We start from the raw sequence: 18,430 nt of genomic DNA, 5'->3' as shown, positions 1-18,430 counted from the left end.
TCCTTCGGCCTTTCTGCTTTCTTCGCTCTCTATGCCCTTGGATACTTCGCATAATCTATATTATGTTAAATATAGTATTTCACTGTAGCTCCCCAGCCCACATTGGGCACGCCTAAGCCCCCGATCCCCTTTGTTGCTAGAATGACCGCTCTTTCAGCAGTTTGAGGAATAAACCATGAGCAACAAGACGATCTACGTACAACCCGGCGGTGGTTTCGACAAGGTGATTGTCGGTACTAGCGAGCACGCTGCCCCGGCTGCTGGGGAAATCAGCGTTCGTCTTCGTGCCAACTCGTTGAATTACCACGATTACGTTGTGGTCAGTGGCATCTGGGGACCGACTGAACAACGCATCCCCATGGCCGATGGCGCCGGTGAAGTTACTGCGGTTGGCCCTGGCGTGACGGAATTCAAGGTTGGCGACGCTGTGGTCAGTACCTTCTTCCCCGATTGGATTGACGGCCGCGCTCACGTAGAAGGCTTCACCCGGGTGCCCGGCGATGGTATTGATGGTTATGCCCGCGAGGCCGTAACCGCTCCGGCGACTGCCTTTACTCTCGCACCTGCCGGCTGGACTCACGCTGAATCGGCCACCCTGACCACCGCTGGCCTGACCGCCTGGCGCTCTCTGGTGGATGATGCCCGGCTGAAAGCTGGCGATACCGTCCTGGTACAAGGTACCGGTGGTGTCTCCATTTTTGCCGTGCAGTTTGCCAAGATGCTGGGTGCGACGGTGATTGCCACCTCTTCCAGTGACGCCAAACTGGAACGTCTGCGGGAGCTGGGTGCTGATCATCTGATCAATTACCGCAAGGACGCCAATTGGGGTGAAACCGCCCGCCAACTGGCTGGTGCCGGCGGCGTTGACTGCATTCTTGATGTCGGCGGCCCGGCTACGCTGGAGCAATCCATGGCGGCAGCCCGGGTTGGTGGCCATATTGCGGTTATCGGTATTCTCAGCGGCGTTGCTGGCGACCTGCCGATAGTCCCGGCCTTGGCCAAACAGCTACGTTTGCAGGGTGTTCTGGTCGGCAGCCGTCAACAACAGCAGGATATGGTGCGCGCCATCAACGCCAACGGCATGCGGCCGGTGGTGGATCGCCATTTTGATGTGGATGCGATGGTGGATGCTTTCCGCTATCAGGAATCCAATCAGCACTTCGGCAAGATTGTCCTGGATATCTAAGGTATCTTCGCAGAAATGGTGCCGTACTTCTGCCAGTGCGGCACTACTCCCCTGCCCTCGAAAGGAAATGAATATGTCTACCCAACCACCTCTCTACGGCACCAAAGACGCTTCCTATCAGGCTGCCGGTGGAATTGAGGGAATCCGGCGTCTGGTGGACGACTTTTACCGCATCATGGATAGCTGGCCACAGGCACAGAACATCCGTGGTATGCATGCGGAAGATCTGAGCATGCCCCGGGACAAGCTTGCCTGCTTTCTCAGCGGCTGGCTTGGGGGGCCCAAACTGTTTCAGGAGCGCTACGGGTCTATCAGCATTCCCATGTTCCATACCAGCTGGCCGATCGGCGAAGCCGAACGCGATGCCTGGTTGGGCTGTATGGCTCAGGCGATCGATCTGCAGCCCTATACCCCTGAATTCAAGGAATACCTGTTGCGCCAGTTACGTGTACCGGCGGAACGAATAATGTCTGTGCAGCGCAAAACGCCGGTATGAGGTGCGAATTACACTGACTGGCTGAACAGGTGCAAGCGCCGCGGTTGTACCAGCCAGTCCTGTAGCGTCTGCTGCCATTGCTCGGAGCTTAGCTGTTGCAGAGCGTGGCATTGTTCACTGATCGACGCCCTTGGCAGGTCCAGAGCGCGAGCCCAATGCAACTCCAGTTGGCCGGCAGGTGATGTGGACTGCGTTCGCAAATGATCTGCCAGCCTTTGCGCCTGCTGTTCGATCTGGACAAAGGACAATACTGCCAGGCGAGTCTGCTCAGTTTCCATCCAGGCGGTTATCGCCGCTTCAATCTGATCGTGGTCATGAGTCGGTGATTGCACCAGGAGCATCAACCCCGGTGTGCCGGCCACTTCGTGGTAACGAGCAACCACCCAGTAACCGAGCTGTTGCCGGGTGCGCAGTTGATCAAAGAAGGACGCGCTGATCAGCTGCTGCAACAGCTGCCAGCAGGCGCGTTCGGACACACTGTCGCCGCTGGCCTGACAGTAGAGGATCTGCGCCCGGTCAGGGTGCTGACAGTCTACCTGGACGGTCTCGGTGCCCTCCCCCAAACGCTTGCTCTTCGGTGGATGCCATTGAAATGCCTGGTTCAGCTGCGGGCAAAGCACTTGCAGCTTGGCCCCTAGAGGCCCTAAATGCTGCGGCTGCCATTCCTGCGGATACAACCAGGCTATCTGAGCTGCAGCGGGATCGGCCTCGGTAGACGGCGACGACGGGCAAGGTGCCGGGTTTAATACAACATCCAGCTCGTCCAGCAAACGATAGGCAGGCAAGGCATGGCGGCGCTCGTCCAGGGTTTTGGCATGACGATGCTCGACCAGACGCTGCAACGCCATATCAGGTTGCGGCGTCAAGGCGGCCAGTGCGGCGCTGGCACCGATCCAGAGCACCTGTTGCGGACCTTGCAGTTCCAGGGAGATCAGGTCTGTTGCTTCTTGCCACGACAGACTGATACCGCAGGCGCTGGCCCAGTTGCTCAACGGCTCCAGCTGTATGGACCATCGGGCGATCAGGCGTTCGCGCTGCTCGCGATCCTGGGTTCCAGAGGGCCAACACCAGGCAATACGGGTGGTCTCTCTACCCTGCCCTGCAGAAGCTTGCGGGCTTGCGACGGGGATCGTGTGTAACCCAGGCAAGCTGTCCATTACGCCGCCGTGCACTGTTTCCGGAGCTGTGACGATCCAGATTGGCCAGTCCCTTGTTGATAGCCTGTCGGCGCTGTTTGCATCCGGTTGCCAAGCCAGACGGCTCCACGCGAAGCGGGTATCGGTCCAGTTTGCTTGTTGGGGCAAGGTAGTGCCGTCATTCTGGCTTTGGGCGAGCAGCAGCTGTGCAGGTTGAAGTTGCGTCAGTAGCTTGTGCCAGGCTGACTCGGACAGATCAGCCCACTGGCCGGTGCTTTCCAGAATATGTTCTGCCGGCTCGTAGAGCGTACGTTCTGCCAGCGCAGTCAACCAGCGCAGCGGTGGTTCTCCTTGTGGGCCATTGGCAAAGGTCTGGTCAGCCAGTTGCTGGCGGGCAGTTTGGGGCCAGCCTTGTATCGGTGTTGCTCGCAACGCTTCCAGCCAGCCAAAAAAACCATCGAGCAGCGCCGGATAGTCGCTGGCTCCGAGCAGTGGTTCAATTTCGATTCGTAGCAGGGTTTGCTGGCCGGTATAGCGCTGGGTACTCACTCGCAGTTGCGCAGCTAGGCCTCGTGCCCGCAACCAGCCCAGCCCGCCGGCAGGCGCGGGGCTGGTCAGCCATTCGCACAGCCAACGCAGAGCTTTGGCGTCCTCCGAGGAGTGCACGTTATCCAAGGCAAACAGCAGCAGCCACTGCTCATGCTGACCACGGCTCTGCCAGCGCAACAGACCGGGTAAATGCTCCGGCGAGAACAGCGGCCCGGTGCTTGCCCGTGGCATTGGAGCCTCTGCCGGCAGGCGCTCTGCCAGCTTGTCGGCCTGCAGCATGAGTTGCTTCAGGGGCAGCGGCGCATGGATGAGGACACAACCGTTCGGCGCGCGATAATGCTCCGCATGAAACTGCCGCAATGCCTGTGCCAGGGCCGGTGGCTCCGGATGCAGGCTGATCCGATTACCCGCGCTGAAGCGGCTCAGGGGATGGTCGGAATGGAATACCTGACCCAGCGCGGCCTGCTCATGCAGTGCGTCGTCCGCCAGCCGGGTATGAAATTCGGCATCGATTACCTGCCGTTCCGCCGCCACCGCTTCGGGGCTGAACAGCGGCGCTGCCAGCATATCGGCCAATTGCGCCAGGCACGCCTCCAGTCCAGCAGGATTGACGCTGAAATGATAGCGGGTGCGTTCTGCTGCGGTGCTGGCGTTGAAGCGCCCTGACCATTCGCTTACCAACTGCGGGAACGAGCCGGCCTGGGGGTAGTCCGCCGAGCCCATGAACAGCATGTGTTCCAGCAAGTGCGCCAGCCCGGGCAGATGCTGTGGTTCATCATGGCTACCGACACCGAATTGGACAACGCAGCTGGCGGTATCGGCGGCCGAATCGCTGATCAGCAGGCAGAGCAACCCGGAGGGGGCTCTGTATAACTGGTAGTGCCGACCGTCGGCTGGCGTGCGTGGAAAGTCCAGAGGGTGCATAGGGTTTTTGGTCTGCTTATTTTTACAATTAATATTAATTACAAATACATACGGTAGAAGTCTAATTCTTTTTCTAACACTAACTGCAGGTTTTGGGGCTGGCGAAAACCATGGCGCTCTTGGTCAAATGACACGTATTGCACCGGTACGCCCTGCTCTTGCAATGCCGCAACCATCTGCTCGGTTTGCGCCGGCAGTACCACTGCATCCTGCATGCCCTGGAAGAAAATCACCGGCGTGGTGATGGCCTTGGCCTGCTCCAACGGCGAGCGTTGCTGATAGCGTTCGGGCTGGCTGAGCGGGTCGCCGATCAGCCAGTCGATATAGTCGCCTTCGAACTTGTGGGTGACCGCCCTCAGCTGCAGCGGGTCACTCACACCATACAGACTGGCACCAGCGCGGAAGCGATCACTGGCTCGCACCAGACTGTTCAAGGTGGTAAAACCGCCAGCGCTCTGGCCGCGGATAAATACTCGGTCCGGATCGATGAGCTGGTGCCCGGCCAGATGATCAATGGCAGCCAGCACATCTTCTACATCGGTCACTCCCCAGTTGCCCTGCATCCGCCGCCGATAGGCACGGCCGAAGCCGACGCTGCCGCGATAGTTGAGGTCGGCAACGGCAAAACCGCGCTGGGTCCAGAACTGAATGCGGTTATCCAGTACCGGGTAACAGGCCGATGTCGGGCCGCCATGGGTGAAGATCACCAGGGGTGGGCGCTCATTCGCCGCCAGCTTTACCTGACTGTTACGCGGCGGATAGTAGAAGCCATGCGCGGTTTCCTGCTGTGCGACCTGATAGGAAAGGCGTTCGGGCCGAGAGATATCCCCCGGTTTCAGCACGCTGGGTGCCTGCGCCAGCACGCTGACCTCGCCACTGGCAAGGGTGATATGCAGCACCGCTGCGCTGCATTCAGGCGAGCTGGCCAAACAGAACAGATCTGTGCTGTTATGTGCCAGGGCGCGAAAACGGGTATAACCTTCCGCCAGCCGGCGCTCCTCATCCCGATCGGCGTGGCGCAGGGCCAGACAGCCATAGCCATCCTCGCTCCAGCTCAGCGCCAGCCAGCCATCCGCTAAAGCCAGATAATGCTGGGGGTTGAGCTGCCAGGGCGCAGGGGCGTGGTCGGCAGCTTGAGATGGAAGCAGCTGCCACTGCTGCGCAGCGTTCTGCCGCCAGGGCTGCCAATAACCGGTCCGGTCGGTCAGGCATAGCAGCTCGCCGTCGTCATTGAATAACGGCTGTTGCAATGATTCCTGGTTACCCCAGCGCTCTACCCTCCCCGGCAGCCCTTGGCTGTCCAGTTCGGACCAGCACAGCGCGCTGCTGGTCCAGGCAAGCTCGGGGCGTTGCCATTCGATCCACGCCAGGCGCTGGCCATCGGGGCTGAGGCAGGGGCTGTTGTAGAAATCCGCACCTTCGGCCAGCAGCTGCCGGTTACCTTGCAGATCAATCGCCACCAGTCGGTGAATCACCTCGCCACCATGGTGCTGCTCTTCGACAGCGATAACGCGTTGGCGTAGCGCATCAAAAATCAGGCCGCCGTAGCGACGATCCGCCGCGTCAGTCAGCTGCATGCACTGCTGGCTAGCGAACCCTTGCCGGTAGAGCTGTTGATCGGCTTCCCTGACGAACACCACACCTTCACCGACGATGCAGAAAGCGCCGCCGCCATATTCATAGACTCGGCTGCGTACCCCATAGCCCGCCGGCGTCAGACGCCGGGTGCCCTGAGGCGTCCACTCGATAATTGTATTCAGTCCCTCTTCCGGCAGAAACGCCACCCAGAGTGCACGCTGCTCATCACAGGTCAGATCAGCATAATCGGTGCCTGCGGCAACGGCATCGGCTGCGGAAAAATCACTGTGCCAATAACCGGCGCGCTCAGCTCCGGCAGATGATTCGGGAAGTGCGTTCATTGCGGAAGGTCAGCTCCTCAATCGGTGGCTGGGGTAAATCGGCTTCTGCCCGGGCGGCAAGAATCTGGTGATGGTGCGGTGATTTGCTGCAGACCGGATCGGCCTGGGTCGCGTCACCGGTCAGCATATAGGCCTGACAGCGGCAGCCACCGAAATCGGTGTGTTTTTCCGGGCAGGAGCGACATGGCTCCTGCATCCAGTCATCACCCCGATAACGATTGAAGCCGAAGGAGTCATACCAGATATGCGACAGGCTGTGCTCGGTGACCTTGGGAAAGCTTACCGGCAACTGGCGGGCACTGTGACAGGGCAAGGCAGTGCCATCAGGAGTGATGGTCAGGAAGATATTGCCCCAGCCATTCATGCAGCCTTTGGGCCGGTCTTCGTAGTAATCAGGGGTGACCAGAATCAACTTGCAGGGATGGTTCTCTTCCGCCAGCTTGGCCCGATAGCGGTTGGTCACCGCTTCGGCGTGATCCAGCTGCGCCTTGGTGGGCAACAGCCCGGCTCGATTCAGATGCGCCCAGCCATAGTATTGGCAGGTAGCCAGTTCCACGAAATCAGCTTCCAGCGCCAGGCACAGCTCGATGATTTTCTCGATCTGATCGATATTGTGCCGATGGGTAACGAAATTCAATACCATCGGGTAGCCGGCGGCCTTGACTGCCCGGGCCATCGCCAGTTTCTGATCGAAGGCCTTGCGCGAGCCGGCCAGCATGTTGTTGACCTCGCTGTCGGAAGCCTGAAAGCTGATCTGGATATGGTCCAGCCCGGCGTCCAGAAACTCGTCGATGCGCGACTGATTCAGCCCCATGCCGGAGGTGATCAGGTTGGTGTAATACCCCATGTCCCGCGCGGCCTTGATCAGCTCCGCCAAATCATCACGCACCAGCGGCTCGCCGCCGGAGAACCCCAGCTGGGCCGCGCCAAGCGCCCGCGCCTGGCTGAATACGTCAATCCATTGCGCGGTAGTCAGCTCTTGCTTGTGTTCGGCAAACTCCAGCGGGTTGGAACAATAGGGACACTGCAGCGGGCAGCGGTAAGTCAGTTCGGCCAACAGCCACAACGGCGGCCCCTGTTCGGGCCGGGTTGGTATGTCAGCGGAAACGGATCCAGTGTTGGTCATGGGCTTCCCCGATAAAGGCCAGAACGTCTTCATCCAGTTCAGATGCAGACGGGAAACAAGCTTGCAGTTCGGCAATGATCTCGCTGAGTGGGCGCTGCCCGTCAACCCGCTTCAACACTTCAGCAGCGCTGTCATTGAGCTTGACCATGCCTTCCGGATAGAGCAGCACATGACAGTCCTGCACTGGCTCCCATTGCATCCGATAGCCTGGTCTGAAGGCTGGCACAGCGGTCAGTGGCGGTAATGTCATAGGTTCAGCCCTCGGTGCCAGACGGGTTGGTCGGTGACCGTGTGGTAGGGCGCACGCCCCAGCTCGTAGGCCAGTGACATGGCATCGAGCATGCTCCAGAGAATATCCAGCTTGAATTGCAGGATCTCCAGCATACGCTGCTGAGTGTCCAGAGTCTGGTAATGGTCCAGGGTGATACGCAGCCCGTGCTCGACATCCCGGCGCGCTTCACCCAGGCGGGTGCGGAAGTAACGATAACCCTGTGGGTCGATCCAGGGATAATGCTGTGGCCAGCTGTCCAGCCGCGACTGGTGTATCTGCGGCGCGAAGAGTTCGGTCAGCGAGGAGCTGGCGGCTTCCTTCCAGTTGGCGCGGCGGGCGAAGTTGACATAGGCGTCCACGGCAAAACGCACGCCGGGCAATACATGGCGTTGGTCCAGCAGTTCTTCCCGGCTCAGGCCGACGGCTTCGCCCAGTTGCAACCAGGCTTCAATCCCTCCGCCGCTATCGGACTCGCCGTCGTGGTCAATGATCCGCTGCACCCATTCACGGCGCGCTGCGGCATCGTCACAGTTGGCCAGGATGGCTGCATCCTTGAGCGGGATATTCAGCTGGTAATAGAAGCGGTTGGCCACCCAGCCACGGATCTGCTCCGGGGTGGCGCGGCCTTCATGCATGGCGATGTGGAATGGATGGTGAATATGGTAGTAACGGCCCTTGTCGCGCAGGGCCTGCTCGAACGCTGCGCGGCTCATTGGCTCAGCTGACACGCTGCTCTCCTTACAGGTTGATCACCAGCCCATCATGGGCGACTTCGATGCCGTGGCGCGTCAACTCAGCGCGTTCAGGCGAGTCTTCGTCCAGAATCGGGTTGGTGTTGTTGATATGGATCAGCACGCGGCGGCTGTCCGGGTAGGCATTGAGCACCTCGATCATGCCACCCTCTCCGCTCTGCGGCAGATGGCCCATCTCACTGCCGAGCTTGGTACCAACACCGGCGTGGGCCATTTCATCTTCGCGCCAGAGAGTGCCATCCACCAGCAGACAATCAGCCGTGGCCATGGCGTCGTGGACCTGGCTGCTCAGTTGCCCCAGGCCCGGCGCATAAAACAGGACGCTGCCGGTATTGGTATCACGCACCAGCAAACCTATGTTGTCACCGGGGTGTGGATTGTTACGGTGCGGTGAATACGGCGGCGCGGCGCTACGCAGCGGGATCGGGGTAAAATGCAGCGCCGGACAGGCGGGAACGGTGAAGCCCGCGTCCAGCTCTATGCGATTCCATTGCAGCCCGCCGTTCCAGTGATCGAGAATGTTGAACAACGGAAAGCCGGTGGTCAGATCCTCGTGCACCATCTCCGTGCACCAGACCTGGTGGGGACAACCTTCACGCAGAGTCAGCAGCCCCGTGGTGTGATCAATCTGGCTATCCATGAGGATGATGCCGCCGATGGCGGTGTCGCGCATTTGACGGCCCGGTTGCAACACGGGCGTCTGTTCCAGTTGGGTGCGAATATCCGGAGAGGCATTGCACAACACCCAATTGCCACCGCCGTCAGATATCGCAATCGAGGATTGGGTACGGGGTCGGGCGTTGATCTGCCCCTTGCGCAAGCCGTCACAATTACGGCAATTGCAGTTCCACTGCGGAAAACCACCGCCCGCAGCGGAGCCTAGAATATGGATCAGCATGATATGGGTCCTGGATGCGGCTGCTTGACCGGTTCAGCATGCAACCGGCCAAACAGCACGCCTGTGCTCAGCGGTTGGCAAAGTACATGGTGACTTCAAAGCCAATGCGCAGATCGGTATAGCTGGGTTTGGTCCACATAATCGAATCCTCCAGTAAGTTGACGATCAGGCCTGCCGACACCTGCCGGCAAACTCGGTTAAGCACTTGAACCCTGACGTGCTACATAGGCAACCCTCCTTACCATAGGAGCCTGGCGGGCCCCTGTCGACCCATACGCCATAGCCAGTCCGGTCCGCTATTGTTCGACAGCAACCGTTTCCAGCCAGGCGCGGATAGCCCAGAGCGCTTCCTGGCTGAGAAAATCGGCCATCTTCGGCATATACACCCGGCCGTCACGCACCGCGCCGTTGACGACGCGTTCCTTGTACCACTCATCGCCGTAGTCGCCGGTCTCTAGGTAGCGCAGGTCGGGGTTGATGCCACCGGAGATGCCATCCAGCCCGTGGCAGGCGGCACAGTTCTGGTTGTAGGCGGAGGCGCCGATGGTCACGGCGGTGTCGTATTGCGGATGGCCTTCGCGGTAAGGGTTGCTGTCCAGCCACTCATCGCCGAGATCGCTGAGGCCCTTGGTGTCGACCGCCTGGGGGGTCACATTGCCATGTGCCCATGCCTGGCCGGCTGCCAATGCCAGGCTGATGGCGACCAGTTTCAGTGTCTTCTTGTGGTGTGTCATCCTGCTTACCTCGCGGCCGGGTGATCAGTGAACGATCACGGATGTTTTTATTCTGCAGTCGGCAAGCATGATAAAAAGCCCCGGTCTTCCCCCCTATGCTGCTTTGGTTGTCGAGTTCTGCTTCCTTGGTAGTAGTTCATGGGCAGCGCCGGTGTCATCGACGTGACCGGGCACGGTCCGGGATGATGCCCGCAGAGACCAAGGCATCATTTCCCTGCTACTGAAGTAGCGGTCCTCCGGTAGCCCTCCCAAGGAGCATCCGCAAGGGACTATTTCCCGCCAACTACGGGTTATTTTCCGTTTCGCCCCTTCCCTGCCCTGACCAAGATGTTGGCGTGGACCAGCAACGCTGCCCTCTTCCAACAACAAGGAACACTGCCATGACAACAAAAACACTTCCTGCCCTGAGGCCTGCAGCCCGGGCCGTCAGATACCTGATTCTCTCGGCGGGGCTTGCCCTGAGCGCATCCCACGTGGCGGCCAAACCAGTCACCTGGGACGATATCGCCAACGATCACACCACCACCCACGACGTCCTGATGTACGGCATGGGCAACAATGCCCAGCGTTACAGCCCGCTGAGCCTGGTGAACGACGAGAACGTCTTCAAGCTGACCCCGGCCTGGTCGTTCTCGTTCGGCGATGAGAAGCAGCGCGGGCAGGAATCCCAGGCGCTGGTGCATGACGGTGTGATCTATGTCACCGGTTCGTACTCGCGACTGTTCGCCCTGGATGCAAAAACCGGCAAGCGCTTGTGGAGTTACTCCCACCGCCTGCCCGATGACATCCGGCCCTGCTGTGACGTGGTCAACCGCGGCGCGGCGATCTATGGCGACAAGGTATTCTTCGGCACCCTGGATGCCGGCATCGTGGCGCTGAACAAGGACACCGGCAAGGTGGTCTGGCGGGAGAAGTTCGGTGACCACCGTGCCGGCTACACCATGACCGGGGCACCGACCATCATCAAGGACCAGAAGACCGGCAAGACGCTGCTGATCCACGGTTCCTCCGGCGACGAGTTCGGCGTGGTCGGCAAGCTGTATGCGCGTGACCCCGATACCGGCGATGAAATCTGGATGCGACCCTTCGTCGAAGGCCACATGGGCCGCCTGAACGGCAAGGAAAGCACGCCCACCGGCGATATCAAGGCGCCCTCCTGGCCGGATGACCCCAACTCCCCCACCGGCAAGGCTGAAGCCTGGAGCCAGGGTGGCGGCGCCCCCTGGCAAAGCGCGAGCTTCGACCCGGAAACCAATACCATCATCGTCGGTGCCGGCAACCCCGCCCCATGGAATGGTTGGGCACGCACCCCCAGCGATGGCTCCCCCAGCGATTATGACAGCCTCTATACCTCCGGCCAGGTCGCGGTGGACCCGTCCACTGGTGAGGTGAAGTGGTTCTACCAGCACACCCCCAACGACACCTGGGACTTCTCGGGTAACAACGAGCTGGTACTGTTCGACTACAAGGATGAGGCCGGCAAGACCGTCAAGGCCACCGCCCACGCCGACCGCAACGGCTTCTTCTATGTGGTCGATCGCAACAACGGCAAGCTGACCAACGCCTTCCCGTTCGTTGACGACATCACCTGGGCCAGCCATATCGACCTGGAAACCGGCCGTCCGGTGGAGAACGAAGGCCAGCGCCCACCACGTCTGCAGCCGGGCCAGGAACGCAGCGAATCGGTCGAGGTATCGCCGCCCTTCCTCGGTGGCAAGAACTGGAACCCGATGGCCTACAGCAAGGACACCGGTCTGTTCTATGTTCCCGCGAACCACTGGAAGGAAGACTACTGGACCGAGGAAGTCAGCTACAACAAGGGCTCGGCCTACCTGGGCATGGGTTTCCGCATCAAGCGCCTGTATGACGACCACGTCGGCATCCTGCGGGCGATGAACCCGACCACCGGCAAGGTCGAGTGGGAACACAAGGAACCGCTGCCGCTGTGGGCAGGCGTCCTGGCTACTGCGGGCAACCTGGTGTTCACCGGCACTGGCGATGGCTACTTCAAGGCGTTCGACGCCAAGACCGGCAAGGAGCTGTGGAAATTCCAGACCGGCACCGGGATCATCTCCCCGCCGATCACCTGGGAACAGGATGGCGAGCAGTACATCGGCGTAACCACCGGCTACGGTGGCGCGGTTCCGCTGTGGGGCGGCGACATGGCCGAGCTGACCAAACCGGTCGCCCAGGGTGGCTCCTTCTGGGTCTTCAAACTCCCCTCCTGGACGCAGCAGACCGCCAAGCGCTGAGCACTATCGCGGTAACCAACGTTGCGCCAGGCCCAGCCTGGCGCAACAGCATGAATCACAGACAGAGGTACGGAGCATGAATCCACTGACACCCCGTATGCTGCTGATATCCGGCCTGGCAGCATTCAGTCTGACGCTGCAGGCCCAGGTGGCCGATGTAGCCGAAGAAGATATCGTCACCATCAACGGCTGCGCCCTGGTGCGCGGCACATCCTGCCCCGGCGTAGACTTGCGCCAGGCCGATCTGCGCCACAAAGACTTGAGCAAGGCCGACTTCACCGGGGCCGATCTGCGCGGCGCGGACCTGCGTCACGCCAAGCTGGATCAGGCCAAACTGGATAACGCCCGGCTCGATGGCGCCAACTTCAACCGCGCCAGCCTGCAGCAAACGGCCATGCGCGGAGCCAGTGCCATCGGCAGCAGCTTCGTCGCCGTCCAGGCCTGGAACCTGAATGCCCAGGGTGGCGAATTCAAGCAGGCCGACTTCACCGGCGCCAACCTGGAGTTCGCCCGCTTCAGCGCAGCGCACATGCATGACGTGATATTGCGTGCCGCCAATCTGGAGATGGCCTGGCTGCCCAAGGCCGACCTCAAGGGCGCCGACCTGAGCGATGCCAACCTGCAGGAATCGAAAATGAACCACGCCAACCTCGAGTCGGCCACCATGACCGGCACCCGCCTGCATTACGGGACTTACCTGAACATGCACATGACCAACTGCACCGACTGTCCGGTGAACTGGGAAGCCCATCTCGGCTCCCAGGCGCGCTAGGGTCGGTTGACCATCTCAGCCCGCCTGCCGGCCAACCAGCCCGTGCAGGCGGATCACACCGGTATCGATGGCCAGGTGGACCAGTTCGGTCAACGAGGTCACCTCAAGCTTCTGTTTCAGGCTGGTCAGGTTGTTGGAAATGGTCTTGCTGCTCAGGCACAGGTGGTGGGCCACCTGACGCGGCGCCAGTCCCTTGGCAAGCATGACGAAGATTTCGAATTCGCGCGGCGTCATGCACTCCAGCCGCGGATCGAGCCGGGTTTGATCGCCCGAACAGGCAAGCTGGATGGCCAATTCCTGCTCGATATAGCGGTGTCCGGCCAGGCAGCGCTTCACCGCTTCGAGCAATACCTCTTGCCCCGCGCCCTTGGTTATGAAGCCCATGGCGCCGGCGGCCAGCGCCTGGCGCACCAATGGCAACTCATCGTGCATGCTGAAGAACAGAACGCGCAGCAGCGGCCAGCGCTGCAGCAGGCGACGAGCGGTTTCGATACCACTGATGCCGGGCAGGCTGACCTCCAGGATCACCAGGTCCGGCACCCGCTGCTGGACGGCGCAGAGCGCTTGCTCGCCATCACCGGCTTCGAGGATTGCCGCCTGCGGAAACTGCGCCGTGAGCAGGCTGCGGTAGCCCTGCCTGACAATGAAGTGACCATCCAGTAACAGGATATGCATGCCCCGACCTCCCAGCCAATAGCGGCGGCACCGCCAACGTGCTTCCATGCTAAGGCCTGGGCCCTGCACTTGAATGCTACCTTGGTACTCCCTGAGCGCTACTTGTTGGCAGGGTGCAGCATTTTTTTCCACTGCCATCTACTACTTTGGTTGTATCTTGTGATGCCAATGTACTATTTGAAAGTGCCCCTGCCGCAGGGTGTAATGCCGGACATAATACAAATGCTGCGAGCGTCATGACTGGCAGCCCATAACAAGAAAAATCTGGAGCATGCCATGCACAAGATATTGATAGCCGACGATCATCCGCTGTTTCGTGAAGCTATCTGCAACGTGATTGCAGCCGGCTTTCCCGGCTCTGAACTGTTGGAAACCTCGGACCTGGACAGCGCGCTGACCATTGCCCGGGAACACGATGATCTGGACCTGATCCTGCTGGACCTGAACATGCCCGGCATGAACGGGTTGAACGGCCTGATCAGCCTGCGCAACGAGTCGCCCTCGATCCCGGTGGTGATCGTCTCCGCCGAGGAAGACAAGCAGGTGGTACTGCAGGCCATCACCTATGGGGCGGTGGGTTTCATCACCAAATCCTCGCCCAGGGCGCAGATGACCGAGGCCATAGTGCAGATCCTCGCCGGTGACGTCTACCTGCCGTCGGATATCATCCGCTCCAACCGCATCATTACCCGCCGCACCCCCGATGAAGCCCCGTTGTCACCCGAGCTGCTGTACGCCCTCACCCGCAAACAGTTGCTGGTCCTGGAGCGCATGGCCAAGGGTGAGTCGAACAAGCAGATCGCCTATCACCTGGACATTGCCGAAACCACGGTCAAGGCGCATGTGTCGGCGATCCTGCGCAAACTCAGCGTCAGCAACCGGGTACAGGCAATTCTTTCCGCCGTGGATGTGGACTTCAGCGCCTATCTCAGACGCTGAAGCGTCACCGCTCTGCGGGTGCCAGCATGTGGCTCATGGCAGCCTTCAGCTTCATCGGCTTGACCGGTTTGTGCATCAGCATGTGCCCCAGCTCCCGTACCTGCTGCTTCAATTCGTTGCTGTAGTTGGCGGTAATCAGCAATACCGGCAGCGGCATGGCCCGGCGGACGTTGATCGCCGCGGCAACATCCACCCCATTGGCCCCATTGTCCAGGTGGTAGTCGGCGAGCAGCAGGTCCGCTGCAGCGCGGAAGCCATCCACCTGACTGGCCAGGTCATCGGCTGACAGCGCCGTGATCACCTGGCACTCCCAATTCTCCAGCAAGGTGCGCATGGCCGCGCAGATGGACGGGTCATTATCCAGCACCCAGATACGCGCGCCGCGCAAGTATTCGCCAATGCTGGCCGGCATGCTCAGCTGCTTGGCCGCAGCCGGGCCGCGCCTGCCGTAGGGTATCTCGACGGAGAACACCGATCCCCTGCCCTCGACCGAACGCACCTGGATGCAGTGACCAAGCATGCGCGCGACCTTATCGGCGATGGCCAGCCCCAGGCCCAGCCCCTGATCCCGAGCTTGGCTCGCGGGCTGAATGCGCTTGAACTCCTGGAAGATCTCTTCCAGCTTGTCCTGGGCAATGCCCATTCCGGTATCCCAGACTTCGATGCGAAGCCCCCGAGCATGCCGTCGACAACCCAGCAGCACCCGGCCATGCTGCGTATAGCGAACCGCGTTGGTCAGGAAGTTGCGCAGAATACGCGCCAGCAGCTGCACATCGCTGTGCACCACGCATTGGCTGCCGACAAAACGGAACTGCAACTGTTGGCTGGCGCAGACCTGCCGGTACTCGTTGGCCAGGTTGTCCAGCAGGTCAGCGATATTGAAGGAACCGACATCGGGCTTGATCACACCGGCATCGAGCTTGGATATGTCCACCAGGGTGCCAAGCAGGTTCTCGACATCTTCCAGGGACTGGTTGATTTGCCTGGCCAACGCACTACTGGCCGGCGGCACCGGCTGCTCGAGCAAGGCTCCGGTGAACAGGCGCGCCGCATTCAGCGGCTGCAGCAGATCATGGCTGACCGCGGCGAGGAACTTGGTTTTCGACAGATTGGCCTGTTCGGCCTCATGCTTGGCTTCGCGCAAGCGCGCCTCCGCCCTGGCCCGCTCATTGATTTCCTGACGCAGTTGGTCATTGACGCTGGTCAGTTCCCGGGTACGTTCGCGCACCCGTTGTTCCAGATGCTGATAGGCCTGGTGCAAGGCTTCAGCGCTGCGCTGGCGCTCGGTGACATCGCGGATCAACACGAACAGGCCGGTAACCTCACCATCGGCGTTGCGGTTGGGTACATAGGAACGCAGCAGGTAGCGCTCATCCCCCTGGAGGCTGCGTTCGGCAAACTCGAAGCTCACGCTTTCGCCCTGGAAGGCCCGTTCGATGTAGGGCTCCAGACGAGCGAATTGCTCCGCGTCATGCACATGAATCATGCTCCGCCCGAGGATGTTGCCGCGTTGCCAGCCGTACCATTCGTCATACATCCGGTTGGTGAACTGATAGCTCAGGTCCTGCTCTACGTAGGCGATCATGGCCGGCAACTGGTCGGTGATCAGGCGTACCCAGCGCTCGCTTTCCAGCAGTGCCTTGGCATACAGGTCACGCTCGGTGATATCGGTGTAGGTATTGACGAAGCCACCGGCCGGCATGGGGTGGCTGCGCATTTCCAGCACCCGGCCATTGTCCAGGCGCTGTTCACGGGTCAGCTCTGGCTGGCCCGCTACGCTGTGGCTGCCGGGCGTGAACAGCTCCAGTTCGCTGTCCTCCAGCACTTCGGCAAAGGGCCGGTGCGGCTGTATCGGGGCCAGCCCGGCCAGCTCCAGGAAGCGGTAGTTCCAGAGCTCCAGCCCGCCCTGCTCGTTGACCACGGCAACGCCCTGGGACAGGCTGTCCACGGTCCGCTGCAGCAGTCGCGTCTTCTGCGCCAGGGCCTGTTCCCGGCGGGCTGTTTCGGAGTTCTTCAGGTCGGTGATGTCTGTATAGAGAATGACCAACCCGCCCTCTCGGGTCGGACGCTCACGGACCTGGACCCAGCGTTTGTTGCGCATACGGTAAAGCATGTGCCCATCGCTGCCGGCTTCCATGTCGATCACCAGGCCGGTTGCGGTCGCCAGGCGCTTGAGCTCCTCCAGTCGCGCCCCCTCACGCACCCGCACCCGGGTGCCATGCCAGAAGCGCGCATAATGACTGTTGAACAGCACCGCACGTTTGTCCTTGTCGAACAGTACCACCCCGTCATTCATGCTTTCGATGGCATCTGCCAGGTGATGCCGGGCGGTTTCCGCCCGCGCCCGCGCCTCGTTGAGCAGCCGGTTGCTGGCTTGCAGCTCGGCCATGGTCTCGTTCAATGCCTGGGTACGCTCGCGTACCTGCTCGGCCAGCTCTACCGAATGCTGGAAAGCTGCGTAACCTTCGGTACGCGGGTTGGCAATCGACTCGACGCGCTCGATGAGCGCCGCGTTGATCCTTCGCAGCTTATTGTTGGCGGCGCGCAGAGCCTGCAGTTCGTCGCGATCGGCCTGCATGCTCGCTTCAGTGCGGGTAGGCAAAAACCACCCCGGTGAAGGTTTGGTTGATGTGCATGCCATTGAACTGCTCGCCGTAGGTATTGAAACCTATCACTGCATTGCTGGCCATGTAGCTGGCCAACTCATCATCATCCCCCAGCAGCTCGGCTTCCAGACGACGCAACACGCAGTCGCAGGCGATCATGAGTACCGGCTCGCCCAGGCGCTGGCGCAATTGCGCCAGCTGCTGCTGCAGGTCCGGCAGCAATGGTCGCGAGGCCATTGCGGTCAGCACGATGCCGGTATCCACTGCGCAATAGAAGGTCAGGCTGCCATCAGGGTTGACCCGCTGGATGGAGCGCACATAGAACTGATCACGGATACGCACCGCCAGTGCGTTCATCGCGAAGGTGGCGGTACTCAACTGCTCGACAGGCACACCGACCAGCCTCGCGTACTCCTCTGCGGCGGGCTCGGCATTGAGCTCCAGCACGGTCCGGCGCTCGGTATCGGCGGCGGTTACCACCAGTTTTTCAGCCTTCGCCTCTAGGTTATGGGTGGTGAAAACTTCGAAATCGAGCCAAGTATTGACCATCACCACTACCGCCGCCTCGGAGTGGAAGGTGCCCTGGTAATAGACGTAGGTATGCACCGGGTGATCGTCGCCGCCCGCCGATCCGCCAAAATGCGGAATGCTCCCCAGCGTGGCGTTCAGGGTGGCAAGCACCACTTCCTCGCGGCTGGAAAGGCCATCGAGCAGGGTCAGGGCAAAGGTGTGCCCCTTGATCGGAGCCAGTCCCGCGTGACGGCAGTGGTCCAGCATTCGGTCGGCCGCCGCCTGAGCATCCACCAGGCTGAAATCATCCAGTGCACTGATCAAGGTACTGTCGATGGCAAAGGCGCGGCAATCGAACCCCACGGCGCTGATGCAGCCCCGGCCATAACCTTGCGAGGTTATCTCGCCGGCCGTAGTGCACCCGACCAGGACCACACCGCCAAAATGCTGCTCCAACGCCTCCCCCAGCCTGGTGAGCGGGTACTGAGATGAGCAGAAGAACAGCACGAAGCCCAGATGGGGATGGAGCAACTGGCTAGCCAGGCTCTGCGCCGCCAGCTCGGGATCGGCAACATCGGTCATGGCGGTCCGGAAACAATCTGCCAATATCTGCTGCATGGTTACCTCTCGCACTAGGGGCTGTTGTCATTCTATTGAGCCCCCCGCCCCGGCCCCATCCTGCTTG

General features: G+C 60.8%; 16 protein-coding genes. 5 read left to right on the top strand and 11 right to left on the bottom strand.

The window, feature by feature from the left end; translation table 11 throughout:
* Positions 1-175 precede the first annotated feature (175 nt).
* On the top strand, positions 176-1,186 hold the full coding sequence (locus tag INT39_RS20510; RefSeq protein ID WP_193075821.1) for a zinc-dependent alcohol dehydrogenase family protein: 1,011 nt from the start codon (positions 176-178) through the stop codon (positions 1,184-1,186).
* A gap of 73 nt (positions 1,187-1,259) precedes the next feature.
* Complete coding sequence (locus tag INT39_RS20505; protein ID WP_413468955.1) at positions 1,260-1,682, top strand: group II truncated hemoglobin; 423 nt, start codon at positions 1,260-1,262, stop codon at positions 1,680-1,682.
* 8 nt (positions 1,683-1,690) lie between these two features.
* Here INT39_RS20505 and INT39_RS20500 read toward each other — a convergent pair whose 3' ends face one another.
* The 8 genes from INT39_RS20500 to pedF form a co-directional block, all read right to left on the bottom strand.
* Positions 1,691-4,291: an insulinase family protein gene (locus INT39_RS20500; RefSeq protein WP_193075819.1), complete on the bottom strand. Its 2,601-nt coding sequence runs from the start codon at positions 4,289-4,291 to the stop codon at positions 1,691-1,693.
* A gap of 38 nt (positions 4,292-4,329) precedes the next feature.
* A complete protein-coding gene (locus INT39_RS20495) occupies positions 4,330-6,210 on the bottom strand; it encodes an alpha/beta hydrolase family protein (RefSeq protein ID WP_193075818.1) in 1,881 nt (626 codons plus the stop codon).
* Positions 6,176-7,336 (bottom strand): pyrroloquinoline quinone biosynthesis protein PqqE, encoded by a 1,161-nt coding sequence (gene pqqE, locus INT39_RS20490; protein WP_193075817.1) that lies wholly within the window; start codon positions 7,334-7,336, stop codon positions 6,176-6,178. The genes INT39_RS20495 and pqqE overlap by 35 nt, the downstream gene beginning before the upstream one ends.
* On the bottom strand, positions 7,308-7,586 hold the full coding sequence (pqqD, locus tag INT39_RS20485) for a pyrroloquinoline quinone biosynthesis peptide chaperone PqqD (RefSeq protein ID WP_193075816.1): 279 nt from the start codon (positions 7,584-7,586) through the stop codon (positions 7,308-7,310). The genes pqqE and pqqD overlap by 29 nt, the downstream gene beginning before the upstream one ends.
* A complete protein-coding gene (gene pqqC, locus INT39_RS20480) occupies positions 7,583-8,320 on the bottom strand; it encodes a pyrroloquinoline-quinone synthase PqqC (RefSeq protein WP_226944939.1) in 738 nt (245 codons plus the stop codon). Before pqqC ends, pqqD begins: the two co-directional genes overlap by 4 nt.
* A gap of 25 nt (positions 8,321-8,345) precedes the next feature.
* On the bottom strand, positions 8,346-9,257 hold the full coding sequence (gene pqqB, locus INT39_RS20475; RefSeq protein WP_193075814.1) for a pyrroloquinoline quinone biosynthesis protein PqqB: 912 nt from the start codon (positions 9,255-9,257) through the stop codon (positions 8,346-8,348).
* A 67-nt stretch (positions 9,258-9,324) separates the two neighbouring features.
* A complete protein-coding gene (gene pqqA, locus INT39_RS20470; protein ID WP_063607997.1) occupies positions 9,325-9,396 on the bottom strand; it encodes a pyrroloquinoline quinone precursor peptide PqqA in 72 nt (23 codons plus the stop codon).
* 157 nt (positions 9,397-9,553) lie between these two features.
* The gene (pedF, locus tag INT39_RS20465) at positions 9,554-9,991 is read right to left on the bottom strand and encodes a cytochrome c-550 PedF (RefSeq protein ID WP_193075813.1); all 438 of its coding nucleotides are present in this window, start codon (positions 9,989-9,991) and stop codon (positions 9,554-9,556) included.
* Positions 9,992-10,371: 380 nt separating this feature from the next.
* Between pedF and exaA the strand changes: the two genes are divergently transcribed.
* Positions 10,372-12,243 carry a quinoprotein ethanol dehydrogenase gene (gene exaA, locus INT39_RS20460; protein WP_193075812.1) on the top strand — a complete coding sequence of 624 codons (1,872 nt, stop codon included), beginning with the start codon at positions 10,372-10,374 and terminating at the stop codon, positions 12,241-12,243.
* 76 nt (positions 12,244-12,319) lie between these two features.
* The gene (locus INT39_RS20455) at positions 12,320-13,015 is read left to right on the top strand and encodes a pentapeptide repeat-containing protein (RefSeq protein WP_074781192.1); all 696 of its coding nucleotides are present in this window, start codon (positions 12,320-12,322) and stop codon (positions 13,013-13,015) included.
* A gap of 15 nt (positions 13,016-13,030) precedes the next feature.
* On the opposite strand, the gene INT39_RS20450 is transcribed toward INT39_RS20455, so the two are convergent.
* Complete coding sequence (locus INT39_RS20450; RefSeq protein ID WP_136869432.1) at positions 13,031-13,690, bottom strand: response regulator transcription factor; 660 nt, start codon at positions 13,688-13,690, stop codon at positions 13,031-13,033.
* 276 nt (positions 13,691-13,966) lie between these two features.
* Between INT39_RS20450 and INT39_RS20445 the strand changes: the two genes are divergently transcribed.
* A complete protein-coding gene (locus tag INT39_RS20445) occupies positions 13,967-14,629 on the top strand; it encodes a response regulator (protein ID WP_036989822.1) in 663 nt (220 codons plus the stop codon).
* A gap of 4 nt (positions 14,630-14,633) precedes the next feature.
* Here INT39_RS20445 and INT39_RS20440 read toward each other — a convergent pair whose 3' ends face one another.
* Both INT39_RS20440 and nosP read right to left on the bottom strand, forming a co-directional pair.
* Positions 14,634-17,270 (bottom strand): NahK/ErcS family hybrid sensor histidine kinase/response regulator, encoded by a 2,637-nt coding sequence (locus INT39_RS20440; RefSeq protein WP_193075811.1) that lies wholly within the window; start codon positions 17,268-17,270, stop codon positions 14,634-14,636.
* Positions 17,215-18,363 (bottom strand): nitric oxide-sensing protein NosP, encoded by a 1,149-nt coding sequence (gene nosP, locus INT39_RS20435; RefSeq protein ID WP_074781189.1) that lies wholly within the window; start codon positions 18,361-18,363, stop codon positions 17,215-17,217. The genes INT39_RS20440 and nosP overlap by 56 nt, the downstream gene beginning before the upstream one ends.
* Positions 18,364-18,430: the final 67 nt, after the last annotated feature.

The organism is Pseudomonas sp. FME51 (genome assembly GCF_014897305.1).
Note: the sequence above shows the minus strand (reverse complement) of the source record. Positions and strands in the feature narration are given on the sequence as shown.